18 protein-coding genes and 1 pseudogene are annotated in these 25,117 nt (G+C 73.5%); 9 read left to right on the top strand and 10 right to left on the bottom strand.

Going from position 1 to position 25,117, the window contains the following annotated elements; translation table 11 throughout:
- Positions 1-87 precede the first annotated feature (87 nt).
- Both OO52_RS05045 and OO52_RS05040 read left to right on the top strand, forming a co-directional pair.
- Positions 88-1,443, top strand: coding sequence for an SWIM zinc finger family protein (locus tag OO52_RS05045; protein ID WP_030641351.1), 1,356 nt, complete (start codon positions 88-90; stop codon positions 1,441-1,443).
- Positions 1,444-1,583: 140 nt separating this feature from the next.
- Positions 1,584-3,413: a DUF5691 domain-containing protein gene (locus OO52_RS05040; RefSeq protein ID WP_420711378.1), complete on the top strand. Its 1,830-nt coding sequence runs from the start codon at positions 1,584-1,586 to the stop codon at positions 3,411-3,413.
- A 519-nt stretch (positions 3,414-3,932) separates the two neighbouring features.
- Here OO52_RS05040 and OO52_RS05035 read toward each other — a convergent pair.
- Positions 3,933-4,355 (bottom strand): cobalamin B12-binding domain-containing protein, encoded by a 423-nt coding sequence (locus OO52_RS05035; RefSeq protein ID WP_030641347.1) that lies wholly within the window; start codon positions 4,353-4,355, stop codon positions 3,933-3,935.
- Positions 4,356-4,578: 223 nt separating this feature from the next.
- On the opposite strand from OO52_RS05035, the gene OO52_RS05030 reads away from it, so the two are divergent.
- Together OO52_RS05030 and OO52_RS05025 are read left to right on the top strand one after the other, a co-directional pair.
- Positions 4,579-5,430 carry an esterase/lipase family protein gene (locus OO52_RS05030; protein ID WP_030641344.1) on the top strand — a complete coding sequence of 284 codons (852 nt, stop codon included), beginning with the start codon at positions 4,579-4,581 and terminating at the stop codon, positions 5,428-5,430.
- Positions 5,431-5,683: 253 nt separating this feature from the next.
- On the top strand, positions 5,684-7,216 hold the full coding sequence (locus OO52_RS05025; protein WP_030641342.1) for a M23 family metallopeptidase: 1,533 nt from the start codon (positions 5,684-5,686) through the stop codon (positions 7,214-7,216).
- A gap of 41 nt (positions 7,217-7,257) precedes the next feature.
- Here the strand turns inward: OO52_RS05025 and pcrA are convergent, their stop codons facing one another.
- Positions 7,258-9,774, bottom strand: a complete 2,517-nt coding sequence (pcrA, locus tag OO52_RS05020; protein WP_030641340.1) for a DNA helicase PcrA — start codon at positions 9,772-9,774, stop codon at positions 7,258-7,260.
- A 481-nt stretch (positions 9,775-10,255) separates the two neighbouring features.
- Here pcrA and OO52_RS52465 point away from each other — a divergent pair.
- Both OO52_RS52465 and OO52_RS05015 read left to right on the top strand, forming a co-directional pair.
- A pseudogene (locus tag OO52_RS52465) lies at positions 10,256-10,483 on the top strand (glycoside hydrolase); the annotation flags it as partial.
- A gap of 801 nt (positions 10,484-11,284) precedes the next feature.
- Positions 11,285-12,367 (top strand): C40 family peptidase, encoded by a 1,083-nt coding sequence (locus tag OO52_RS05015; protein WP_199819917.1) that lies wholly within the window; start codon positions 11,285-11,287, stop codon positions 12,365-12,367.
- A gap of 79 nt (positions 12,368-12,446) precedes the next feature.
- Here OO52_RS05015 and OO52_RS05010 read toward each other — a convergent pair whose 3' ends face one another.
- The gene (locus OO52_RS05010; protein ID WP_014674457.1) at positions 12,447-12,800 is read right to left on the bottom strand and encodes a hypothetical protein; all 354 of its coding nucleotides are present in this window, start codon (positions 12,798-12,800) and stop codon (positions 12,447-12,449) included.
- Positions 12,801-13,425: 625 nt separating this feature from the next.
- On the opposite strand from OO52_RS05010, the gene OO52_RS05005 reads away from it, so the two are divergent.
- Positions 13,426-14,490, top strand: coding sequence for a C40 family peptidase (locus tag OO52_RS05005; RefSeq protein WP_030641336.1), 1,065 nt, complete (start codon positions 13,426-13,428; stop codon positions 14,488-14,490).
- A 40-nt stretch (positions 14,491-14,530) separates the two neighbouring features.
- Here the strand turns inward: OO52_RS05005 and OO52_RS05000 are convergent, their stop codons facing one another.
- Together OO52_RS05000 and OO52_RS04995 are read right to left on the bottom strand one after the other, a co-directional pair.
- Positions 14,531-15,274: a LuxR C-terminal-related transcriptional regulator gene (locus OO52_RS05000; protein ID WP_030641334.1), complete on the bottom strand. Its 744-nt coding sequence runs from the start codon at positions 15,272-15,274 to the stop codon at positions 14,531-14,533.
- Positions 15,271-16,560, bottom strand: a complete 1,290-nt coding sequence (locus tag OO52_RS04995; protein WP_037628632.1) for an ATP-binding protein — start codon at positions 16,558-16,560, stop codon at positions 15,271-15,273. The genes OO52_RS05000 and OO52_RS04995 overlap by 4 nt, the downstream gene beginning before the upstream one ends.
- Before the next feature lie 221 nt (positions 16,561-16,781).
- Here OO52_RS04995 and OO52_RS04990 point away from each other — a divergent pair, with 221 nt between their 5' ends.
- Both OO52_RS04990 and OO52_RS04985 read left to right on the top strand, forming a co-directional pair.
- On the top strand, positions 16,782-18,224 hold the full coding sequence (locus OO52_RS04990; RefSeq protein WP_030641330.1) for a PspC domain-containing protein: 1,443 nt from the start codon (positions 16,782-16,784) through the stop codon (positions 18,222-18,224).
- Entirely contained in the window at positions 18,211-18,426 is a 216-nt protein-coding gene (locus OO52_RS04985; RefSeq protein WP_030641328.1) for a hypothetical protein, read from the top strand. Before OO52_RS04990 ends, OO52_RS04985 begins: the two co-directional genes overlap by 14 nt.
- Here OO52_RS04985 and OO52_RS04980 read toward each other — a convergent pair.
- From OO52_RS04980 to OO52_RS04960, 5 genes are all read right to left on the bottom strand, one after another.
- Entirely contained in the window at positions 18,417-18,944 is a 528-nt protein-coding gene (locus OO52_RS04980; protein WP_030641326.1) for a DoxX family protein, read from the bottom strand. The genes OO52_RS04985 and OO52_RS04980 overlap by 10 nt on opposite strands.
- 153 nt (positions 18,945-19,097) lie before the next feature.
- A complete protein-coding gene (locus OO52_RS04975; RefSeq protein WP_030641324.1) occupies positions 19,098-20,006 on the bottom strand; it encodes a hypothetical protein in 909 nt (302 codons plus the stop codon).
- Positions 20,007-20,009: 3 nt separating this feature from the next.
- Positions 20,010-20,375, bottom strand: a complete 366-nt coding sequence (locus OO52_RS04970; RefSeq protein WP_030641321.1) for a hypothetical protein — start codon at positions 20,373-20,375, stop codon at positions 20,010-20,012.
- Between the two features lie 11 nt (positions 20,376-20,386).
- Positions 20,387-23,392 carry a CHAT domain-containing protein gene (locus tag OO52_RS04965; RefSeq protein ID WP_234339479.1) on the bottom strand — a complete coding sequence of 1,002 codons (3,006 nt, stop codon included), beginning with the start codon at positions 23,390-23,392 and terminating at the stop codon, positions 20,387-20,389.
- Between the two features lie 239 nt (positions 23,393-23,631).
- Positions 23,632-24,912, bottom strand: coding sequence for a membrane protein (locus OO52_RS04960; protein ID WP_030641317.1), 1,281 nt, complete (start codon positions 24,910-24,912; stop codon positions 23,632-23,634).
- Between the last annotated feature and the right edge of the window lie 205 nt (positions 24,913-25,117).

Below are 25,117 nucleotides of genomic sequence, written 5' to 3'. Positions count from 1 at the left end.
CGTGCACCACGCCACTGACAATCGCTCTGACCAGCACAAACGTGCTCGCCGGGCCGATTGTCAGTGGCGGGACCTACCGTCGGAGACATGACTGAGCAGGGGGTGCGCTGGACCGCGGACCAGGTGCTGGCACTGGCGCCTGACGCCGCGTCACGCAAGGCGGGGAGCAAACTCGCCGCGGCCGGGCCGTGGTCCGGGGCGGGGAGCGGAGAGGGGACGGTGTGGGGGCTGTGCAAGGGCAGCGGCAGCAGGCCGTACCAGACGGTGGTGGACCTGGCCGACGCGGCGGGACCGGCGTACAAGTGCAGTTGCCCGAGCCGTAAGTTCCCGTGCAAGCACGCGCTCGGGCTGCTTCTGCTGTGGGCGGGCGACGACGGCGCGGTGCCGGCCGCCGCGCAGCCACCGGAGTGGGCTGGGCAGTGGCTCGCGGGCCGGCGCGGGCGTGCCGAGGCCAAGCGGGCGCGGGACGAGGAGGGCTCGGCCGCTCGGTCCGCCGATCCGGAGGCGGCCCGACGGCGGGCCGAGCGCCGGGCCGAGCGGGTCACGGCGGGCGCGAGCGAGCTGGAGCAGCGCCTGGCCGACCTGTTGCGCGGCGGCCTGGCTTCGGCCGAGCACGCGGGGTACGGCCTGTGGGACGAGACGGCGGCCCGCATGGTCGACGCCCAGGCGCCGGGACTGGCCGCGCATGTCCGGGAATTGGGGGCGATCCCGGCGTCCGGCGCGGGCTGGCCGGCGCGGCTGCTGGAGGAGTGCGCGCTGTTGCACCTGCTCGACCAGGGCTGGCTGCACCACGACCGGCTGCCGGACGGCCTCGCGGCCACGGTCCGCTCCCGGCTGGGCCTGCCCGCCACGCCGGACGGCCCGCCGGTGCGCGACCGCTGGCTGGTCCTCGCGCAGTACGACACGGTGGACCCGAAACTGACGACGCGCCGGATATGGCTGCACGGCGCCGAATCCGGCGGTACCCGGCTGCTGCTGTCCTACGGAGCGGCCGGCCGGGCACCGGAGCTGTCCCTGCCCGTGGGCCTCGCCCTGGAGGCGGAGCTGACGGCGTACCCGGGAGCCGGCCAGTCCCGGGCCGCCCTGGGCGAGCGGTTCGCCCCGCCGTCCCCGGCCGCGTTCCGCCCACCGGGCGTGACGACGGCCGAGGCGGTGGCCCGGTACGGCGAGGCCCTGCGCGGCGATCCGTGGCTGGACGCGGTGCCCGTGACCCTGGACCGGGTGACACCGGTCCCGGACGGCGAGGGATGGCAACTGGCCGACGCCGACACGGAGACGGCCCTGCCGGTGACCCGGGCCGCCCGCTCCCGGCCGGGCCTGTGGCGGCTGGTCGCCCTGTCCGGCGGCGCCCCCGTCACGGTCTTCGGCGAGTGCGGCCACCGCGGCTTCACCCCGCTCACGGCCTGGGCGGAGGAAGAGGGCGAGGCGGTGCCGCTGTGCTGACCCCGGCGGGCCAAAGCGGCAGTGAAGAAGGCGGAAGGAAAGAACGAGGGGAAGGGAACGCGATGAACGGGGCACCGCCCAGCGACGGGACACCGACCCACGGGGACGCGGGCAATGCGGGGAACTCCCGGGCGAGTTCGATGAACACCGCGAAGACCGCGAACACTGCGAGCACCGCGGATGACTCGATCGACTCCTCCGCGAACCCCTCACAGGCCCTGGCGGCAACCCCCTCACCGGACCCGGCGCCCTCCCGGCCGGCCCCAGCGGCCTACCGGCAGGCGCCGGCTCCCTCCTGGGAAGACCTGGTCACCACCGCGCTTCTCGGTACCGACCGGCGTGCCCCGGCACACGTCGAACCGGGTCGCCCGGCCCCGATGGCACTGCTCGACGCGGCGGCCGTGGCGACCGTACGGCGGCGGGCCGGGCTGCGGCCCGCGCGGGCGGCGCGGCGGCCCGACCCGGCGCCCGCCGACCCGCGCCCGGCCCTGCCCGCACCGGCGGTCCGCCGACTCACCACCCTGCTGGCCGACCGGTCCGGCGGCGCGGGCGGCGGCCGGCGGGGCAGCTCCCCGGACCTCATGGAACTGCTCCCACAGTGGCTCGCGGCGGCCAACGCCCACGGGTACGCGGCACCCCCGCAGCTGCTGCCCGCGCTGCTGAACGCGGCCCGGGGCCGCACGGACCTGCGTCCGGCGGCGCTGGCGTTCGCCGGTCCGCGCGCACTGTGGCTGGCCCGGCTGAACCCGGACTGGCGGTTCGCCCTGCGCGCGGCCCCCGGCGGCGGCGCGGCACTGCCCGACCCTCGGGACGCCGAGGCGGTGCGCCGGCTGTGGGAGGAGGGGCTGTTCGCCGAGCGGGCGGCGCTGCTGGGGGCCCTGCGCGCCCGCACGCCCGCACTGGGCCGCGAGCTGCTGGCGTCGACGTGGGCGACGGAGCGGGCGGAGGACCGGCTGATGTTCCTCGACTCGCTGCGCACGGGCCTGTCGGACGCGGACGAGCCGTTCCTGGAGCAGGCGTTGGGCGACCGCAGCCGCAATGTCCGGGCGACCGCGGCGGAACTGCTGTCGGCGCTGCCGGACTCGGCGCTCGCCGCCCGGATGGCCGTACGGGCCTCGGCGTGCGTGGCCCTGGACCGTACGGGGAGCACGCCGGCGATCGTGGTGGAGGCGCCGCTCGAATGCGACGCGGGCATGGAGCGGGACGGTCTCGTGGCCGCACCGCCCGCGGGCCGGGGGGAACGGTCGTGGTGGCTGGGCCAGTTGGTGGAGGCCGCCCCGCTCGGCACCTGGTCGCAGCGGCTCGGCGGGCGCACGCCCCAGGAGATCGTGGCCCTGCCGGTGACGGACGGCTGGCAGGGTGAGCTGCACGCTGCCTGGTGCCGGGCGGCGGTAAGGCAGCGGGACGCCGCGTGGTCGCGGGCGCTGCTCGGGTCGCCGTCGGCACCGGAGGCGGGCGGACCGGGCGCGGTGTCCCTGGCGGAGCGGGCGAAGCTGCTGGCCGCGCTGGGGCCGGCGGAACGGGCCGCGTGGGTCGCCGGGTTCATCGCCACGCACGGCCTGTCAGAGGCGTTCCAGTTGCTCGGGGTGTGCGCGGTCCCCTGGGCTCCGCCGCTGGGCCAGGCGGTCGTGGACGCCCTGAACATTGCCCGGGACGCGGGCAGTTACCCGTGGAGCTTCAGCGGGGTGATGGGCCTTGCGGAGCGCTGCCTGGACCCGGCGGAGGCCGTCCGGCTGGAGGCGTTGCTGGCGATACCCGACGAGCGGGAGGACGCCGCGCCGGGGGCCGGCGGGTACTGGGCGGAGGCGTTCCAGCGGCTGGTCACGACCCTGAGGCTGCGGGCGACGATGACCCGGGAGCTGACCCCGCCCACCCCGGCCACAACACCGCCGGAAACGCCCGCACAGCCACGGGAGGCGGCCGCGCAACCGGCGAAGAGAGACACCCAGCCCCCGGAAGCAGCCGCATGACGGCCCTCGGGCAGCCGCGAACCGGGCGGAAGCGCCCGCGTGAACAGCCGAAGGGCTGGTGGACCGGGCGGAAGCGCCCGCGTGAACAGCCGAAGGGCTGGTGGACCGGGCAGAAGCACCCCCCGCAAACAGCCGAAGGGCTGCCGCGGACCGGGCAGAAGCAGACCCGGAACCCCGGAAAACGGCCCCGCAGCCCACGGGAGCAGCCGCGTCAACCAGGCGAAGACAACCGCGCAACCGCCGAAACGCCGGCGCAACGGCCCCAGGACAACCGCAGACCGGACGGAAACGGACCACAACCTCGAAAACACCCGCCAGCCGCGGGAGGCAGTCGCAGTCGCGTCAACCAGGTGAAGACAACGACGCAACCGCCGAAAACACCCGCGCACCACGGGAGGGCAGCCACGTCAACCAAGCGAAGACAACCACGCACCCGCGTAACGGCCTTAGGACAGCCTCAGGCCGGGCGGAGCAACCGGCAGCCGCCGGAAGCGGACCGCGACCGCCGACGGCAGCCGTTCAGCCCCCCGAGGCCGCCGGCTGGCGGACGTTCTCCCGGACCCACTCCACGATCGACGCGGTCGTCGCCCCGGGGGTGAAGATCTCCGCGACGCCCTTCTCCTTCAGCGGCGGGATGTCCTCGTCCGGGATGATGCCGCCGCCGAAGACGAGGATGTCCTCGGCCTCCCGCTCCTTCAGCAGCTCGATGACCGCGGCGAACAGCGTGTTGTGGGCGCCGGAGAGGATGGACAGGCCGATCGCGTCGGCGTCCTCCTGGATGGCGGTGTCGACGATCTGTTCCGGCGTCTGGTGGAGCCCGGTGTAGATGACCTCCATACCGGCGTCGCGCAGGGCCCGCGCGATGACCTTGGCCCCACGATCGTGGCCGTCGAGCCCCGGCTTGGCGACCACCACGCGGATCGGACCGGCTGCCACACCCATCACTGCCTCCATCAAGCGACCACGGAAGCGATCGCTTCCGTCCGTATCGACAAGTACCGCACTTTTGGCGCGTTCCGCCACCGTCGCGAAGTGAACGAACGTTATCTCCAGCATCTCGCAAGCGGCAGTTTTACGGTGCGCGGCGAGGGGGAAATCACATGGTGGGACATGAGGGCACACGGGGGTCGAGCCGTCCCCCGGTGTGCCGACAGGAGGTCGGCCCATGAAGGTCACCGGGGTTTTGCCGCTCTTCCTCCCGCTCTGCCGCCGTCTGTGGCCCGGCAGACTGGCCGGACTGTCCATGACGCTGCTGCGGGCGACGGCCCTGGAGGCGGCGATCCTGGCGGGTCACCTCCTGCTGTATCCGACCGGCCTGGTCCAGGAACGGCGCTCCGGCGCCCTGCCCGCGCCGGACGGCGCCGCCCGGCTGCCGGTCCGCCCCACCACACCGGTCGTGCTGCTGCACGGCTTCATCGACAACCGTTCGGTGTTCGTCCTGCTCCGCCGCACCCTCGCCCAGCACGGCAGGCACCGCGTGGAGTCACTCAACTACTCCCCGCTGACGTGCGACATTCGCATAGCGGCCGAGCTGCTCGGCCGGCACATCGAGGAGATCTGCGAGCGCACCGGCAGTGCCCGGGTCGACATCGTCGGGCACAGCCTCGGGGGCCTGATAGCGCGCTACTACGCTCAGTGCCTGGGCGGTGACCTGCGGGTACGCACGCTGGTCACCCTCGGCACACCGCACTCCGGGACCCGGGTGGCGCCCCTGGCGGACGCGCACCCGATCGTGCGGCAGATGCGGCCCGGCTCCGCGGTGATCGAGGAGCTGGCCCGGCCCGCGCCCGGTTGCCGGACCCGCTTCGTGAGCTTCTGGAGTGACCTGGACTCCCTGATGGACCCGCTGGAGACGGCCTGCCTGGTCCACCCCGACCTGGACGCGCAGAACATCCGGGTGACCGGCATCGGCCATCTCGCCCTGCCCGTGCATCCCGCCGTGGCGGCCGGGATACGCGAGGCGCTGGACACCCCGCACTCCGGGGACCGGGCCGCCGACGGCCTGACGGTGGCCTGAGTCCGGCTGCGGGCCGGATCGCCGAGCCCGTACACAGCCGACGCATCGCCGACGCACAGCCCGTACCTCGCCGATCGACATCGAACATTCTTCGAACGCAAGGCCAAGCTCGCGCCCTGGGGCCCCGAAACACAGCCGAATGCCCCTTTCCGGCCCACGCGAAACAGGCCGAAGATTGTCGCGCCCAGGTACCGCCGGGTACAGTCGCCGCACTGCTCTGGCAGCCCCTGTTGTCGAGGCGAAAGAGAAGTTGGTGAACGATCGTCACCCGTCGGGGACCATGACCACCCCGGCCCCGGCTTCCGATGCCTCCACCGCGCACTACGCGCCGTACGGGGCACAGGAAGCTCCCTACGACGACCTCACCACGTACGGCGGTTACGACGCCACTGGTTTTGCCGGTGAGCCCGGAAGCACCTCGGCCTTCCACACCGACCCGCTCTTCGGCAGCCTTCCGGGCAGCGAGCAGACCACCGGCGCCTACGACACCACGCACTGGCAGACCGGCACCGCCCAGACCCCGGCCTACGACCCGTACGCGGCGCAGCAGTACGCCACGTACGACTCCGGTGTCTACGACAGCACCGCCTGGACCGTCCCCGCGCAGGCCACCGGGAACGACGTCAGCGGCCAGTGGGACTCCAGCGCCTGGGTGCAGCCGGACTCGACCGGCGGCGCCGACCCCACCCAGCAGTGGGAGTGGGGCACCCAGACCTTCGACACGGGCACGTACGACGCCACGCAGTGGAACTCCGTGGGCCAGAGCGTGCCGACGCAGTCCGAGCCGGGTGGCGAACCGTTCGATCAGCAGGCCACCGCGACCTTCGAGGCGGTCGGCGATCCGCAGACCACGTTCGAGCAGTCGGGCGACCCGCAGGCGACCGCGACCTTCGAGCACGTGTCGTACGAGGACACGGCCTTCGACGAACAGCCCCCCGCTGAGGGCGAGTCGGACTCCACCGGCGAACTGCCCGCCGTGACCGGCTTGCTGGACGAGCAGGAAGAGGTCACCCCGGCGCCGACGACCCGCGCGGGCTCGCGTGGCGGGGCGCGCTCACGGCGCCGTACGCCCGCCAAGCGCTCCGCGCTGCTGACCGTCGCCGTGCCGTCGGCCTGTGTGATGGGGGTGGCCGGGATCGCCGCCGCCTCGGTCGGCGCATTCACCGACGACTCCCAGGACACCGCCACCACCGCCTCGGACGCGCAGCCGGTCAAGCCGTCCGTCGCCAACAGCAAACTGGACAGCCAGCTCAAGACGCTCTCCGCCGGGGCCGACGACTTCGCCGACCGGGCGAGCCGTACGCAGGAGCGGATCGACCTCAAGGCGCAGCAGGAGCTGGAGAAGAAGAAGGCGGCGGCGGAGGCCGCGCTCAAGGAGCGGCTGCGGCCCAAGTTCGCGCTGCCGGTCGCGCAGCACGGACTCAGCGCCTACTTCGGCCAGGCGGGCATCAACTGGATGTCGGTGCACACCGGCATCGACTTCCCGGTCTCCTACGGCACCACGGTGATGGCCGCCACCGACGGCACCGTCACCACCAAGTGGAACAGTGCCTACGGCAACATGATGATCGTGACGGCGAAGGACGGCACGGAGACCTGGTACTGCCACCTCTCCAGCTACACAGTCGCCTCCGGTACGACCGTCAAGGCCGGCCAGCCGATCGGTCACTCCGGCAACTCCGGCAACTCCACCGGTCCCCACCTGCATTTCGAGGTGCGGCCGGCGGGCGGGGCGGCCATAGACCCGCTGCCGTGGCTGCGGAGCCACGGACTGAATCCCACGTAGACCCAGGGGCCCCGCTGCTCAGCGGGGCCCTTTTCAGTCCGCTACAGCTTCTCCACCGGCGCGTACCGCAGCAGCAGCCGCTTCGGTTTGGTGTCGCCGAAGTCGATCGTCGCCTCCGCGTTCGCGCCCGTCCCCTTCACCGCGACGACCGTGCCGAGCCCGAACTGGTCGTGCGTGACGCGGTCCCCGACCGCCAGCGCGACCACCGGCTTCTCCGCCGTGCGCCGTGTGGCGAAGCCGGGCGCGCCCGACGCCGAGGAGCGCGAACGGGTCGAGGACAGCGAGGCGGCGATCCCGGACGCCGGCCCGGAGGCCATGGGCGCCGTCGCCCCGGTCCGCTTCCACTCCACGTGGGCGGGCGGGATCTCCTCCAGGAACCGGGAGGGCGGGTTGTACGACGGCTGGCCCCAGGCGCTGCGCATCGCCGACCGCGTGAGGTAGAGCCGCTCCCGCGCACGCGTGATGCCGACGTACGCCAGGCGCCGCTCCTCCTCCAGTTCCTTGGTCTCGCCGAGGGCGCGCATGTGCGGGAAGACGCCGTCCTCCATGCCGGTCAGGAACACGACCGGAAACTCCAGGCCCTTGGCGGTGTGCAGGGTCATCAGCGTGATGACGCCGTCGCCGTCCTCCTCGTCCGGGATCTGGTCGGAGTCGGCGACCAGGGCGACCTGCTCCAGGAAGTCGGCCAGGGTCCCCTGCTCACCCTCGCCCCGCTCCTGCTCGAACTCCAGGGCCACAGCGGCGAGTTCCTGAAGGTTCTCGATCCGGGTCTCGTCCTGCGGGTCGGTGGAGGCCTGCAACTCGGCCAGGTAACCGGTGCGCTCGAGGACGGCCTCCAGCACGGTGGCCGGTCCGGCGCCGGACTCGACGATCGTCCGCAGGTCCTCCATCAGCGTGTTGAACCGCTTGACCGCGTTGGTGGACCGCGCGGCCATGCCGTAGGCCTCGTCCACCCGCTTCAGGGCCTGCGGGAAGCTGATCTTCTCGCGCTGGGCGAGGGCGTCGACCATCGCCTCCGCGCGCTCGCCGATGCCCCGCTTGGGCACGTTGAGGATGCGGCGCAGCGGCACCGAGTCCTCGGGGTTGGCGAGGACACGCAGGTAGGCGAGGACGTCCCGGACCTCCTTGCGCTCGTAGAAGCGGACACCGCCGACGACCTTGTAGGGCAGGCCGACGCGGATGAAGATCTCTTCGAAGACACGGGACTGGGCGTTGGTGCGGTAGAAGACGGCGACGTCTCCCGCGCGCGCGTGGCCCGCGTCGACCAGGCGGTCTATCTCCTCGGCGACGAACTGGGCCTCGTCGTGCTCGGTGTCGGCGACGTACCCGACGATCCGGGCGCCCTGGCCGGCGTTGGTCCACAGGTTCTTCGGGCGGCGGGACTCGTTGCGCTCGATGACCGCGTTGGCGGCGGACAGGATGGTCTGCGTGGAGCGGTAGTTCTGCTCCAGCAGGATCGTCGTCGCGTTCGGGTAGTCCTCCTCGAACTGGAGGATGTTGCGGATCGTCGCACCGCGGAAGGCGTAGATCGACTGGTCCGCGTCACCCACGACGCAGAGTTCGGCGGGCGGGGTGTCGTACTCGCTGGGCGGGGTGTCCTCATCGTGTTCCCCGGTGCCGACGAGTTCCCGCACGAGCGCGTACTGGGCGTGGTTGGTGTCCTGGTACTCGTCCACCAGGACGTGCCGGAAGCGGCGGCGGTAGTGCTCGGCGACGTCCGGGAAGGCGCGCAGCAGGTTGACCGTCGTCATGATCAGGTCGTCGAAGTCCAGCGCGTTCGCCTCGCGCAGCCGCGACTGGTACAGGGCGTAGGCTTGCGCCAGGGTCTTCTCGAAGCCGTCGGTGGCCTGGGCGGCGAAGTCCTCTTCGTCGATCAGCTCGTTCTTCAGGTTGCTGATCTTGGCGCTGAAGGACTTCGGCGGGAAGCGCTTGGGGTCGAGCTCCAGGTCGCGGCAGACCAGGGCCATCAGGCGCTTGCTGTCGGCGGCGTCGTAGATCGAGAACGACGAGGTGAAGCCGAGCTTCTTGCTCTCGCGCCGCAGGATGCGCACGCACGCGCTGTGGAAGGTCATCACCCACATCGCGTTCGCGCGCGGGCCGACGAGCTGCTCGACGCGCTCCTTCATCTCGCCCGCGGCCTTGTTGGTGAAGGTGATCGCGAGGATCTGGCCCGGGTGGACGTTTCGCTCGGCGAGCAGGTAGGCGATGCGGTGGGTCAGCACGCGGGTCTTGCCGGAGCCGGCGCCGGCGACGATGAGCAGCGGGGAGCCGGCGTGCACGACCGCGGCGCGCTGGTTCTCGTTCAGCCCCTCCAGCAGTGCCGCCGCGTCGAGGACGGAGCGGGGGGCGCCGTCGCGGTAGTAGCCTCCCCCGCTCTCGGCTTCGCTCGAGCGGGGGGACCCCCATCGCTCCGGTGGCACGTCGAACTTCCCGCCGAACAGATCGTCCGGAAGCGGCTCCGGACCGTGATCGTCCTCGGGCGGCGGCGGAGTTTCCTCCTCGTGCCCGCGAGGGGTCTGGAGGTCCGCCAGGAAGCTGTCGTCAAAGAGGCTGCTCATCGCTCTACGAGTCTAGGGCGCCCCACCGACAACCGGTCGCGGTCCCCGGAACATGGCGGCTCCGGACGAGAGTTGATCTTCGCGTCCATCAGGGGCGCCGACCACTCACGCACCGGAAGCACCTGGTCACCCGTACGTGAATGTCCTAGCACCCAGAGAAAAGGTCACGGAAATGTATCGGACAAACCGCGCACCAACCTTCACAGAAGACACACGAGTTGGCTAGGTTTCCGTCAGGCCGCACGACCCCACTCCGGCGAACGTCGCCGGGCCGCGCGGCCTCCGCCGAATCCGGCGCGCCCCGCACGGTGCCCGGAGCCGGGGACCCACCGATCCTGGGGTGAATCGGCCGACTCCCGCCCGGGACGACGCCGTAGGGCAACCCTTCCGAGCACCCGCCCGCACCCTCCCCCCTGAGGGAAGGCCTGGGTACCCCCACCGCTGACCCCGGTAGGCGGCAGTACGGAAGGAGTCGCCTCCCTTGGCGTCGCACCGCAAGCCGCGCCCCGGCGGAACCCAGGGAGCGGGCGCCCGCACCCCCGCTCTCGCCACCGCCGCCCTCACCTCCGTGGCCGTGCTCTCCCAGACGGCCGAGGCCACGCCGGCGTCCACCCCGGGCCGACCGAGCCAGGAGGAGATCGAACGCAAGATCGACTACTTCTACCGCCGAGCGGAATCGACGGCGGAGACGTCGACCACGGCGAGGGACGGGGGCCGGGGCGGCCGGGGGGCCGGGCGAGCCGACCGGGACGCTGGGCGGGCCGGCCGGGGGGCCGGGCGAGCCGACCGAGACGCTGGACGGGCCGACCGGGGGGCCGGGAGGACCGATCGGGACGCTGGACGGGCCCACCGGGGAGCCGGAGGTGCCGATCGGAGGGCCGAGAAGGCCGAGAAGGCCGACCGGGGGGCTTGGCAAACCGGACGAGGCGCTGGGAGTGCCGACTGGAGGAACGGAAGCGGCGACCAGGAAACCGGGCGGGTCGATCCAGGGGCCGAGTGGGCCGGTCAAGGGTCCCGGTGGGACGGCCAAGGGCCCGGGCGGGGTGGCCAAGGGCCCGGGTGGGACGGTCAAGGCCCCGGGTGGGACGACCAGGGCCCCGGGTGGGACGACCAGGGAACCGGCAGCGTCGACCGGGAAGCCGGGCGGGGCGGACGAGGCGCCGTGTGGGCCGGACGGGGAGGAGCCGGCCGGGCCGCGCGGGCCGGGTGGTCCAAGGGGGCTGAGGGAGGTGAGCCGGTCGAGTCGGCTGCGGTCCCACGACGACCGGCGGACAGCCTCCAGCGCCTCCGGGACGAGGTCGCCCGCCGCGCTCAGCACCGGGGGCTCGCCGGACAGCGGGCCATGATTCCGGGCCACGACGGCGGTGTGCCGACCGGGCGCGCCGTGGTGCCGGGCCAGGGCAGCACTGTTCCGAACGGGGGTGCTGTGAGCTCCGGCCAGGACGGCACCGGTCCGACCGGGGGCGCTGTGAACCCGGGCCGAGACGGCACTGTTCCGACCGCGCAGGCGATGCTGCGGGCCCAGGGCGGCACTGTCCCCACCGGGCACGCGGCGCTTCCGACCCAGAACGGCAGTGTGCCGACCCAGCGGGTCATGATCCCGGCCCAGCGCGGCACGATCCCGGCCCAGCGCGGCACCGTCGGCGCCGGGGGCTCGGCCATGACGCCGCCCGCCGGGGCCCCCGCCTTCGCCCACCCTGTAGGGGACACGACCGTTCCCGCGCCCCTTCAGGACACAGATGTCGCCGCGCCCACTCCGGGTACGGTCGCCGCCCCGTCCACCCCGTCCACCCCGGACACCACCGCCGTCCTGCCCACGTCGGACATCATCGCCGCGCCGCCCGTGAACCGTCAGGCGGAGGCGGCCGCGAGAGGCCCGAAGGCGGCCAAGGCAACCGTGCAGAAGAAGCTCGCCCACGCGCGCGTGCTGCTGTCCCAGCGGACGGCACCTACCACTGCCGGGACTTCCAACGCCACGGCTTCCACAGCCATGGCGCCCACGACCGCGACTTTCATGACTGCGCCTTCTCCCGCGGCACCTGCCACCCCCACGGCATCCATGGCCGCACCCTCCACCACCACAGCCTCCACTGCCGTGCCATCCAGCCCCACGGCTTTCGTGACCGCCACTCCCACGGCCACGGCTGCCACGCCCACCCCTCCCACGACCACGCCTGCCACCGCCACACCGGACGCCACCGCAACCTCAGGCGCCACCACGCCGTCCGGCACCTACGCGACCAAGGCCAAGAAGGCCATCGCCTTCGCCCGTGCCCAGGTCGGAAAGCCGTGCGTCTGGGGCGCCGCAGGCCCCGGCTCCTACGACTGCGCGGGGCTCACCCAGGCCGCCTGGAAGTCCGCCGGCGTCACCCTCCCGCGGACCGCGCGCGAGCAGGCCTACGCCGGCACCCCGGTCGCCCCGGCCGACGCCCGCCCCGGCGACCTCGTCTTCTTCCACGACGACGCCGGCCACGTCGGACTCTGCACAGGCGACGGCATGATGATCCACGCCCCCAGGCCGGGCGCGTACGTCCGCGAGGAACCGGTCTCCGGAATCGAGGCGGCCGTCCACAGCGTGGTGCGGCCGGGCTGACCCCGGCACGGACCGAGGGTCAGATCCAGGGGACAGTGATCAGGTCCAGAGAACGGCGCTCAGATCGAGAGGACAGCGATCAGGTCCAGAGGACGGCGATGAAGATGTTGGCCGTGGTCAGCAGGCCGACCAGCCCGAAGAGGCCCTTGTCGATCCGCTCCTCGTCGCGCTTCACATAGACCAGGCCGAGGATCACGATCAGCAGGGCGAGCTTCACGCCGATCTTGATGTTGTTGACGTGGTGGTCGTCGGCCTGGTTGAGGCCGACGAGGGCCACGCCGGTGACCAGCATGGTCAGCGCGCCGTGCAGCATCCCGGGCACGAACCGGGCCGTGCCCTGGCCCATCGCCTTCATCTGGGTGAGGAAACCGCCGAGCAGCGCGGCGATGCCGATGATGTGCAGGCCGACGAAGAGATGGATGAGTACGTCCATGGAGCCGGAGCCTAACCAGCCCCCCACGACCCACCTTCCACCGGGCCCGCCACCCCAGCCTTCACCGAGCCCCCCGTCCCACCCCGCACCAGGCCCTCATCCCGCCCCGCAGCAGGCCCTTAACCCACCCGTCACCACCTTCAGCGACTCAGCCCTCACCACCCCCAGCGACTCACCCGCACCACCCCAAGCAACCCTCTGTCACCGACCCCGGCGACCCTCCGTCACCAGGCCCGCCCAGTAACACGGCAGCCCGGCAGCCTGGCCCGCCTGACGTTGCATATATGCGCCCCATAGCACTTCACGTCCCCCGCCAGTCCCCCTTTCCGCTCTTCGGTCAGCACGCTCCGTAAAGGCGACGACACCAGTCGACCCGCACGGTCACATACGGTCACGTCCCGGTCCGTCCAAGCCAGTTCCGTACACCGCGTTACCTTCTCGTCACCGTCCGGCCTAGCGTCCTCCCCCAGGTGACCGGCTTCCCACCGCCGCCCGGACCAGGGGCGGCAGTCGGCCACCACCGCCGAGAAAGGCCCGGCGGCGGCCCGCTCCCCCTGTGCGGGCCGCCGCGGGGCGTATCGACCGCTCGGTCGTGCGAGTCGTACGGAAGGACGTGACGGTCCAGGTGGCAGCGCACCGCAAGCGCCCGCAACGCCCGCTCAGCGGCCATACGGCACGGACGGCCGCCACTCTCGCCCTGGCGGGCGCGGCCACCGCGACCGCCTTCGACGGGACGGGGCACGCCGAACCACAGCTGACGCCGGCGCAGGTGAAGGCCAAGGTGGAGACCTTGTACCGGGAGGCCGAGGCCGCCACCGAGAAGTACAACGGGGCGAAGGAGAAGGCGGACGCCGGCCAGCGGCGGCTGAGCGCGCTCCAGGACCAGACCGCCCGCAAGCAGACGCGGCTCAACTCGGCCAGGGAGGCGCTGGGTTCGTTCGCGGCGGCACAGTACCGGGACGGCGGCATCGACCCGGCCTGGCAACTGGCCCTCTCCAGCGACCCGGACCGGTACCTGGACGGCGCCGCGTTCGCGGAGCGGGCCGGTGACCGGCAGGCCGCCGCGGTCTCCCGGGTGCGTCAACAGCTACGGGAGATCGAGCGGTTGCGCGGTGCCGCGCGCATCGAGGTGAAGTCGCTGCGGTCGCGGCAGGCGGAGCTGAGGCGGCAGAAGAAGACCGTCACCGGCAAGCTGGACGAGGCCCGACGGCTGCTGGCGCGGCTGACCCCGCCGCAGCGGACCGAAGTCACCGGTGCCGGCGGCACGTACGCCCACGTGTCCCGGTCGGCCACCGACGCGCGGCAGCCGCTGGCGCGGCCCGGGTCCGCCCCCGCCCCGACCTCTCGCGCGGCGGCGGCCGTCGCCTACGCCTACAGCAAGCTCGGCAGCCCCTATGTGTGGGGTGCCACCGGCCCGAACGCCTTCGACTGCTCGGGGCTGGTGCAGGCCGCCTACCGCTCCGCCGGCATCTCCCTGCCCCGCACCACCTACGCCCAGATCGACGCGGGCCGGCGGGTCTCCCGCTCCGAACTCCAGCCGGGGGACCTGGTGTTCTTCTACTCCGGGATCAGTCACGTCGGCATCTATGTGGGCAACGGCCAGATGATCCACGCCCCCAACCCGTCGGCACCGGTCCGTCTCGCCCCGATCGACCAGATGCCGTTCGCCGGGGCGACCAGGGTGGAGTGAGGGGCGGCTGCGGGGCGAGCCCCGGGCGGGGCCGTAGGGGTCAGACCAGTCGGCGTGCGGTCGCCCAGCGTGTCAGTTCGTGCCGGTTGGACAGCTGGAGCTTGCGCAGGACCGCCGAGACATGGGACTCGACCGTCTTCACGGAGATGAAGAGCTGCTTGGCGATCTCCTTGTAGGCGTAGCCCCGGGCGATCAGGCGCAACACCTCGCGCTCCCGCTGGGTGAGGCGGTCCAGGTCCTCGTCCACCGGCGGGGCGTCGGTGGAGGCGAAGGCGTCCAGGACGAACCCGGCCAGCCGCGGGGAGAAGACGGCGTCGCCCTCCTGGACGCGGAAGATGGAGTCGACCAGGTCGGTGCCGGTGATGGTCTTGGTGACATAGCCGCGGGCGCCGCCACGGATCACCCCGATCACGTCCTCCGCCGCGTCCGACACGGACAGCGCGAGGAAGCGGACCGGCTGCTCGGCGTCCGCCATCAACGCCGCGCACCGGCGCAGCACTTCGACCCCGCCGCCGCCGGGCAGGTGGACGTCGAGCAGGACCACCTCGGGCCGGGTGGCGGTGATGACGGCGACCGCCTGGTCGACGTCCGCGGCCTCGCCGACCACCTCGACCCCGGTCTCGGCGGTCTGGCCGATCTCGGCCTGGACGCCGGTACGGAACATGCGGTGGTCGTCCACCAGCACCACCCGTACGTGCCGCCCGCCCGCGCCGCCGCCGGTCCGGCCGGACTCGGTCGGCTCCGCCGCTCCCGCCGTGCCGTTCGCCTCGGTCGCGTCGCTCATGACGTCTTCTCCGCCCTCTCCATCTCCAGCTCGACCTCGGTACCGCCGCCCGGCACCGCCCGCAGCCGGGCCGTGCCGCCGTTGCGCTCCATGCGGCCGATGATCGATTCTCTGACACCCATGCGGTCGGCGGGTATCGCGTCGGGGTCGAAACCGGGGCCGCGGTCCCGCACGGACACGAAGACCGTCCTTCCCTCGACTTCGGCGTAGACCTGTACGGCACCGCCCTCGCCACCGTACTTGGCGGCGTTCACCATCGCCTCGCGCGCGGCCTGCATCTGTGCGCCGGTCTTCTCGTCGAGCGGGCAGTCGCCGACTATCACGACCTCGATGGGCACGCCGTGCTTGTCCTCCACCTCGGCGGCGTTGCGGCGCACCGCCTCGGCGACCGTGTCCGGCTCGTCGGCCTCGTCCTTGCCGGTGCCCTCGGGCTTGTACAGCCAGGTGCGCAGGTCCCGCTCCTGGGCGCGGGCGAGGCGGCGCACCTCGCCCGCGTTGTCGGCGTTGCGCTGGATCAGGGTGAGGGTGTGCAGCACGGAGTCGTGGACATGGGCGGCGACCTCGGCGCGTTCCTGGGCGCGGATGCGCATCAGGCGCTCCTCGGACAGGTCCTGGGTCATGCGGACCAGATAGGGGCCGGCGAGCAGGGTGATGCCGACGAGGACGGCGAGCGCGGCCTGCAGGACGGCGCCGAGGTGAGCGGTCGAGCCCTGGAGGACGAAGATGGCGGAGACACCGGCCGTGACGAGCAGCACGCCGCCGGCCGCGCGGAGCAGGGTGAGGGTGCGGCGCCGGCGGCCGGCCTCGGCCCAGCGGGCCCGGCGGGCGTTGTCCGCCTGGCGCCAGACCAGGGCGACACCGGCGGCGACGAGCACGGCCGGCACCAGGTACGCCTTCGTGGCGCTGCCCAGGTTCACGCTGCCGACGAAGACCACGGACACGATGACCATGAGGAGCAGCGCGACGATCTGTCCCCGGTCCGGCTTGCGGGCCACCAGTTTGCGGCGGCCGTCCGGCGAGGTCTCCGTGCCCACCAGCGACGGCTTCTGGTCGCCGACGCCGCCGATGCCGAGCGGCACGAAGAACCAGAACGCGGCGTACAGCAGCGCTCCGAGTCCGTCGGCCATGAACAGGCCGACGAAGACGAGCCGCACCCACACGACGGGCAGCCCGAGATGCCCGGCGAGGCCTCGCGCCACTCCGCCGAGCCAGCGTCCGTCGCTGCTGCGGTAGAGCTTGCGCGGGGGCCGCGGGTCGTCGAGTGGCAGGCTTGCGGCTTCCGGCATGCCAACGATGGTCACACGAGCGGCGAGAGGGAGCATCAGGGTCGGCCCCCGAGACGCCCCTGATCTTCCGTCGGGGCCGGTCGGGGTGGGCGGTTCGGCGGGCGTTGCGCGGCGGTCCGTGCCGCTCGAACGCTTCCCCACTCCGTCTCAGGGCCGATTTCAGGGTTGGCCCAGGGTCGTCCCGGCTGCCGCCGCGGCGGCCGGGCCGTCACCATGGACGCATGACGGATCACGAGCACGCCGCGACGGGTCCGGGACCCGGCCCCGGCCCGCGCCCGGACCCGGGCACCGGGCCGACGGATGCCGCGCCCGCCGCGACGGAGGAGACGGGAGCGGCCGGCGCCGGCCCCCACTCCTCCCCGCACGAGCCGGAGCGGCAGGAGGGCAGCGAGGTGCCCGACCGGTTCCGGCGCGACCGCCGGCACAAGATGATCGCGGGCGTGTGCGCGGGGCTCGGCCGCCAGACGGACATGGACCCCGTCATCTTCCGGATCACGCTGGCCGTGCTCTCCGCGACCGGCGGTCTGGGCCTCATCTTCTACGGCTTCGTCTGGCTCCTGGTGCCGTACGAGGACGAGGAGGAGAACGAGCTGCGCAAGCTCTTCACGGGCCGGGTGGACGGCCAGGCGCTGGCCGCCGTGCTGTTCGCCCTGGTCGGCTGCGGGATCTTCCTGACGATGCTGCGGAACGGCGGGGTGCTGGCGTTCGCCACGGTGCTCTCGCTGCTGCTCGCCGGCGCGGGGTACTGGTCGCGGCGCCGCGGCGCCCCCGACCCCGATCCCCTGGCCGCCCAGGCCGCGGCCGACGCCCCGCCGGAGGCCCAGGCGCCGCCGGTCGTCACGACCTACCCCTCCTGGTGGCGGGACCCGATCGTCAAGGACGGCACCCACGTCGGCGGCACCGGCTATCTGTGGGGGCCCGGCGACGCCCGCGACCGTGATCTGACCTCGGTCGTGGACGTCGGCATACCCAACCCCTGGACCCACCCCGGGGCGATACGGACGCCGCACGCCGCGCCCCCGAGACCGCGCGGCCCGCGCTGGATCGGCGGCTGGGTGTTCCTGCTCGCCCTGCTGGCGGGCGGCCTGGGCACGGGGCTCGGCTGGGAGACGCACCCGCTGGGCACCAGCCTGCAGACCGGGCTGGCGTGCGCGCTCGCGGTGTTCGGGCTCGGCATCACGCTCAGCGCGTTCCTGGGCCGCACCGGGGCCGGCACGGTGTTCCTGGCGCTGGTCACCGCGGGGCTGCTCGCGGGAGCGGCGGCGCTGCCCCGGGACATCACCACCGACTGGCGGGAGACGTCCTGGAAGCCGGTCGCGGCGGCCCAGGTGCGGTCCGGGTACGACCTCGGCACCGGGCGGGGCACCTTGGACCTGTCCCGGGTGCACCCGGCCAAGGGCCGGACGGTCTCGACGGACGCCAGGGTGGGCGCGGGACAGTTGAAGGTGATCGTGCCGGCGGACGCGGCGGTGCGGCTGAGCATCGATGTGGGGGTGGGCGACATCCGGTTGCCCGGGGACAGCGGAAAGGACGTGGACGTGCAGCCCGGCAGGCACAGGGAGCTGACGCTGGCGCCGGCCAAGGGGGCCCGGACGGGCGGCACGCTCGATCTGACGCTCGGCGTCGGAGTGGGACAGGTGGAGGTCAGTCGTGCTGCGTCATGAGTTCCAGCCCGGGAAGCTGGTCGCCGGGCTGTTCCTGACCGCCACCGCTGTGGCCTTCGCGGGGGACGCCGGCGGTCTGTGGGAGACACCGTGGTTCGCGGTCGTCCCGCTGGTCGTGGGCGGGCTCTGCCTGGCCGGCGCCACGGCGGCGCTGACCCGGGGGATACGCAGACGGGGCGGCGCGGAGGACGGTCAGCGGTAGCCGCCGGTCGGTCGACGCCGGGCCCGCCAGGCGGCGTCGACGGAGAGGTAGGGGGTTCCGGCGAGGATCAGGGGGAGCCAGGCCATCAGGTAGGCGAGGTCGTTGCCGTAGTAGTAGGGGGTGGTCGCCCAGCTCACCGTCAGCCAGAGGCTGAGGGAGATCAGCGCGCCGCCGAGTGCGGCCAGCCGGCCGAACAGGCCGAGCAGGATGCCGATGCCGACGGCCAGTTCACCGAGGGCGATGGCGTAGCCGAAGCCGACCGGGCTCTTCAAGGCCAGGTCGACCAGGGCCGGGATGGCGGCGGAGTCGCGGGCCGCGCGCATGGTGTCGCCGACGGAGCCGGCGCCGCCGGACTTCATGAACGCGCTGTCGGTGAGCTTGTCCAGACCGGCGTAGACGAAGGTGATGCCCAGGAAGACGCGCAGGGGCAGCAGGGCGTAGTGCCGGGCGGTGTCCCGCCAGGTGTGGTGGTCTCCCAGCCGAGTGGTGTGCATGTCCGTCCGCATCCCGTGAGTCATCGCTGCCAGCCGCCTCTCGCCCGACGAAGCACCTCTCACGTGACCATACGTATGACGAAAGGAGCCCGTTCAATCCTGTCCTGAACGATTTTCCGGATTTTGGGCGTCCACGTGAACGGTGGGGGCGGTGTTCCCGTGAGCCTCTCACGGGCCTCACGTGGCCTTGCGGGCGATGCGGTTCAGGGCGAGACCCAGGCGGCGGTCGGGCGGCCCGTCGGTCGGTCCGGTCAGCCCGATCTCCTCCGCCAGTCGTCGCAGGTGGACGTCGACCGCGGACTCCACGTGCTCGGCCAGTGCCGCCGCGGCCTGCGGCACCCGCTGACGCGCCAGGAGACCCGTCACGACGGCAGCCACGGCGGCCGGCCACCAGAAGCACCCGAGCACGGCATAGCAGGCGGCCCAGGCGGAGCCCATGACGGCGGTGTCGAAGCGGGCCCGGACGGTGCGCAGCTCGGTCCGGACGTCCTCCGGCAGCACCATCCACAGCCGGGGCCAGCAGGCGGCGAGGTCGATGCCGTACTGGGCGTCCACGCGGACGACGGTGGCCGCGAGCCGGTCGCCGGTGTAGGTGGGGCGTGCCGGCCGCGCGAGCGCGATGTGGTCACGGCGGACGGTCAACGCGTCGATCTTCTGCCGGACGTCCGTTGTCCGGTCGCGGGCCGGACGGGTGGTGCGCAGCCGGTCGATGTCTTGCTGGAGGTCGTCCCAGTGGCGTGCCCGGCGGGCGGTCAGCCGGTGGGCCAGGGGGCGGAGCGGGCGGGGCCAGTCCCCCGTCCAGATCCGTACGGCGCCGTCGCCGCAGATCCGTACCAGCGTGCCGACGGCCACGGCGGCGAGGACGAGGACCGCCGCGGCGGCGAGCTGTTCGCCGGTGGGCCAGTGCCCCGCTGTGGTGGCCCAGTGGCCGACGCGCCTGCGGAGCAGGGACCAGTCGAGTGCGTGGGCGTGGCCGAGGACGGCGCCGGTGGCGGTGGCTCCCACGAACAGCAGGCCGGGGGCCGCCAGCGCGGTCAGCCACTTCTCGGCCAGCTTCTCGCCGAGTCCGTCGAGGACCGGGGCCACCGGTCATGCCTCCACGACGCGCAGCGGCAGGTCGTGCAACCAGCAGCGTCCGCCTGCCGGGATGGTGCCGCTCGGCCGCCGGGGCTCGTTCAGACCGCACCAGCCTTCGGGGCAGCGGTAGACCTCGCCACCGGCGCGGGGCACGGCACCGGGGAGGAGGGAGTCACCTGGTTCCCATCCGCGTACGGCGCTCTCGGGGCCGGTCAGGACGTGCTCCGGTACGCCCAGGGCGTCGATCGCCTGTCGCACCGTAGCCGTGCCGTCGAGCACGGACCGCACGGCGGCGCGCAGTGCGGCTCCTTCCTGCTCCTCGGGCAGCCATTCGAGCGCGGCGCAGAAGCCGGCGCGGAGTCTGCGTTCGTCGTCCACCGGGCAACTCCTCATACTCCGTGGTGAATGACCGAGCCCCAGAACAGCGGATCGCGGTAGCGGCGGTGGCCTCGCAGCACGCCGATGGCCCGGTGCAGGGCGACGGCGGCGGGCGGGGTGCCGGGGGCGGCGAGATGGCGGTAGACCTCTCCGGCGAGCAGGGGGCCCATCCGGTCGTCGACGGTCCACAGGCTTCCGATCACCTGCCGGTAGCCGCAGAGCTGGAAGGCGGAGGCCACCGAGATGACCTCGTCGGCCAGTTCCTCGCCGGGTGCGGCGCTGTGGCAGGCGGAGAGGTAGGCGAACCGGGCGTCCGTGAGCCGCTCCCCCGCCAGTTCGCGCAGGGTGAGTTCCCCGCCGTGCAGGAGCAGCCGGCTGCGCGCTGGGTCCCCGGGGTCCCGTACGCCGTGGCAGGCCAGGTGGGCGTGGGTGTGTCCGCGCAGCGCGGCCAGTACCGCCCGGGGTGTGGCCTCGGTGCCGCGCAGCACGTCCCGGCGGCCGGGCAGTTCACCGATGACGGCCAGCTCGTCGTCCAGGGCGGCCAGCGGGGGATGCGCCCCGCCGGCGTCCACGGCCACGGCCAGGAGGGAGGCGGGGTGCTCGCCGGTGGGCAGCGAGCGGGCGTGCAGCAGGGCACCCAGGGTGGGGGTGAACGAGGAGACGACCCGGTCGTGGGTGTACACCGGTCCGTCGGGCCCCTCCTCCAGCACGGCGGCGTGCAGCGGGAGGAGGGACAGCACCCCGGTCGGGCACCACCACAGCCGGGGCAGGGGCGTGCCGGGGTCCGCCGGTCCGGCCAGGCCCAGGTGGGCGAGGACGGGACGCACGAGGTGGGTCCCGAGCCAGCGCAGCGTGTCCTTCAGCTCCCTGTCCCCTCGCAGGCGCTCACGGCCCGTCGCCTCGCGGAGCCGGGTCACGGCGGTGCGGAAGACGCCGGCGCGCCGGCCGATCTCGTCCTGGGTGACGTCGAGCGGCAGCACGTCCACGCGGCCGGGTCCGCCGGGCGGCCGGGTCAGGAGCAGCACGAAGCAGCCCCACGCGGACACGTTGATCACGGCCACGGGTCCGTCCGCCGCGGCCTCGCTCAGCCGTTCCCAGCCGAGCGGCTCCTGGAAGTCCTCCCACTTGTCCAGGGCGCGGATGTCCCTGACGACCTGGTCGAACTCGGCCGCCGCCGCTTTGCGTTGCTCGGGGCCGCGCTGCCGTGCGACCAGCTCGGCACAGACCCGTTCGAAGCGTTCGGCGAGTGCGGGCGAGGCGGCGGCGAGGTCGTCGTGCCGGCCGCGCAGCCGCAGGGCCTGGGCCAGCAGGACACCGCGCCCCTGTTCCAGCCGGACGAGTGCTTCCTGGGGCCGTTCGGCCATGACGGAGGCGGTGGCCGCGACGGTGGCCAGGGAGGACACCTCGCGCAGCCGGGTCTCCTGCGACTCCCGGCCCAGCGCCGGACCGGTCAGCTTGGGCAGCAGTTCGGTCAGCGCCAGGCGGAAGCCCTCGCGGGCGAGGTCCAGGGCGCCCAGCGTGACCGCGTGGATGCCCCACCCGTAGGCGCAGCGCAGGCGGGTGCGGATGTCCTCGGTGGGCGTGAGGGCGGTGGCGCGGTACTGGTCGATGGCGTCGGCGATGTCCCGTTCGTCGCCGAAGAGCGCGCTCCACTCCGCCAGCAGGTGGGCCAGCTCCATGCGCGCGAGCTGCCGGGTGGGTCCGGTGCCCGGGGAGCCGTCCGCGATGCGGCGCAGGATGACCTCGGCGCGGCTCAGATCCGCGGGCCGCTGCCGGTGCGTGCCCCGTCTGCGCAGGGCGACGGCCAGCTTGACCGCCATCACGAGGTGGTCGTGCTGGGCCGGCGGCGTGGCGGTCACGGCGAAGGTCAGGTGCTCCACGGCCTCGTCGAGGTCGGCCTCGCGCTCGTACCGGTCGAACCGGGCGGTGAGGACGGCGGCCAGGTTGGTCAGCCGCTGGGGGTGGGCCGGCGAGGCGGCCAGGGCGGGGTCGCAGCCGTCCCGGACGGCGCTCGTGGCCGCGTCGAGGTCGGCGGGGTCGTGGGAGTGGACGTACCGGTCGAGCTGGGCGAGGCCGAGGAAGGAGGCGACCGACGCCCGGCTCTCGGCGTCCAGTGCCTCGCTCGCGAGCGCGGCCCGCAGTTCGGTGACCGAGGCGTCCAGGTCGGTCAGCTCGCCCGTGCTCTCGAACCGCATCCGCAGCACCTGCCCCAGTTCGGCACGGCGCAGGCTGCGCTCCGGTTCCCGGGTCGCGGACGTGGCCAGGGCCGTGCGCAGCCGGTCGATGGCCGCGTCGAGGCGTTCCGGGCCGCCGTCCCGCATGTACGCGGTCACCTCGGCCGCCGGGCTTCCCTCGTCCGGCGTCCGGGGCGGCGCCTTGGCCAGCGCCGACGCGAGGCCGGCCAGCATCGCGTCACGGAACTGGTCGTCGGCGGGCAGTTCGGCGAGGGCCAGGCGCATGAGGCCGATCCCGCGCGCTCGCGCGTCCTCCGGTCCGACGCCGAGGTCGGACATCGCGAGGAGGCCGGTGCCGAAGCCGTAGGCGATGTGCGGCCCGGACTCCCCGCCGCGGGCTTCTTCCCAGGCGTGCGCCAGGAGCGCGCCGGCCACCAGGACCGCGTCCGGGTCCTTCTCGCCGGTGCCGGCGGCGAGCAGCGCCCTGCCCACGGCGTGCACGGTCTCGTACGGCGGCACGTCCCCCGGCGGGTGCTCGGCGAAGGCGTCCCGCAGCGGCTGCGGGACGGCGGCGGGGCGCACCGCGTGCACGATCCGGAGGAGGAAGGTGCACGCGTGACCGTCCCAGCTCTCCCCTTCGGGCAGATGCCGCGCGCGTTCCAGGTAGTAGGCGGCCGCCAGGTACACGACGTCGAGGACGTCCGGGTCCGCGGCGGCGTGCGCCGGGGTGAGCCGGTCACGGTGGTCGAAGACGTGCGTCGCGATGTTGCGGTGGGTCTCCGGGGCCAGCACCTCCGCCGGTGCGACGAACGACCACAGCCTCAGCGCGTCCGGTTCGGACATCGCCGCACGGATGGCAGCGCGTATCCGCGCGCTCAGTTCCGGCATCCCCGTACCCCCCAACCGCTTCCGTGTCGCCGGGCGCGGTTGGCGGCAACTGTATCGAGGATCACGGCAGGAGCCGGGTGAAAGCCCGAAACCCCGTCCGCCGACGCGACGTTCACTCCCTCACCCGATCACTCCGTCACCCGTTCACTCCCCCACCCGTTGCGCTCCCCCACCCTTTCGCTCCCCCACCCGTTTCACTCCGTCACCTGCACGACGCACCGGTTCGTCGCCACCCCGGCCGCGGTCACCACCTGCACCTCCACCGCACCGGGCTCCACCTCGGCCGGCACGGGCACGGTCAGGGCGTTGTCCGTGGGGTTGCGGAAGCCGCCCGTGACCGGGACCAGGGGGACGTGGACGTCGACCGCGCCGATGCGGACGACCATGCGGGAGAGCCGGTCGGCGCTCTGGGCGCCGGGCGGGACGAATCCGCTGCCGCGGATCTCGATGTCGTCGCCGGTGCGGATCGGGCCGTCGAGGTCGCCGGGTTCGCGGGCGCGGACCACCGAGAGGATCACCGGCCGGCCGCCCTCGGCGTACTTGCCGGCCAGGTAGGTCGCGGCCGAGATCAGTACGATCACGCCCAGGCCCCAGGGCAGGTCGGGCAGTTGGTCGGGGCGGCGGGCCAGTCGTACGGCGGCGAACAGCAGGGCGACGGCGCTGATGACGACGTACTGGATGTCGGTGAAGGCGCCCCGGCCGGAGTCGTCGGTGAGCAGGTCGGCGGCGCGCGGACGGTGGGCGGGGATCTTCTGCAGCCGCTGGGCGAGGATGCGCACGCCCACGACCCGGCGGACGAGGACGGCGACGCCGCACACCACGGCGAGGACGGTCACCACGCCCGCGCCGCGCGCCAGGTCGAGGCCGGAGAGCAGCGCGTCGCGTTCGGCGTGGTCGGAGGCGGCGGCCAGGCGGGCGGCCAGCAGCAGAACGGCGTACGCGACGAACAGGACCCAGCAGGCGGCGACGGCGCGGGAGGTGGAGACGCGGTTGTCCTCGCCGATCACCGGTGCGAGCGCTCCGCCGCGCGCCCGGTGGAAGAAGCAGGCGGCGGTGAGCGCGGCGGCGACGGCGAGCGCGGCGAGCAGGGCCGCGGTGCGGGCGCCGGTCCAGCCCGCGCCGATCGCGGTGAGCGCCTCGACCAGCAGCAGCGCGGTGACCGCGCCCCACACCGCGTACACCGTCCGCAGCCACAGCCGGGCCAGCCGGACCGCGCCCTCGGCCCTGCTCTGTTCGGCGACGGCCTCGGCCCGCTGGGTCAGTTCCTCGGAGACCCACTGACGGGACGCGGAGGCCGAGTGGGCCACGGCCGCCGGCAGTCCCCGGCCGGCGGCGAACTCGTCGCGCCGGCGCAGGAACGCGGCGACGGCCCGCCGGTGTCCCTCGCGGGCGCCGTGCGGACAGTCCCCGCAGGCGCAGCCGCCCTCGTGGACGCCCTCGGCATCCGTGTGCCCTCTCGCCTCCTGCACCGCCACGTCCGACGCCCGCCTTCCCCGCGACCTGCCGATCCGGCCACCGGCACCCGTGGTGGGCATGACGGCCGGGCAACTCCCCCGTGATGACAGCGAATTGTGCCCTACGCCGGGCCCTGCGGGGCGCCGGGGCCGGGTCACCGGGGGTGAAGCCGGTACCGCCGTGTTGACCCGGCGGCGGACCGGCCCCGGACGGCACCGCCGCGGT

Origin of the sequence: Streptomyces flaveolus (genome assembly GCF_000716535.1) — a bacterium.
In the GTDB taxonomy this organism is placed as follows: Bacteria; Actinomycetota; Actinomycetes; order Streptomycetales; family Streptomycetaceae; genus Streptomyces; species Streptomyces flaveolus_A.
The sequence above is the reverse complement of the archived record's forward strand: the minus strand, read 5'-3'. Positions and strand labels throughout refer to the sequence as shown.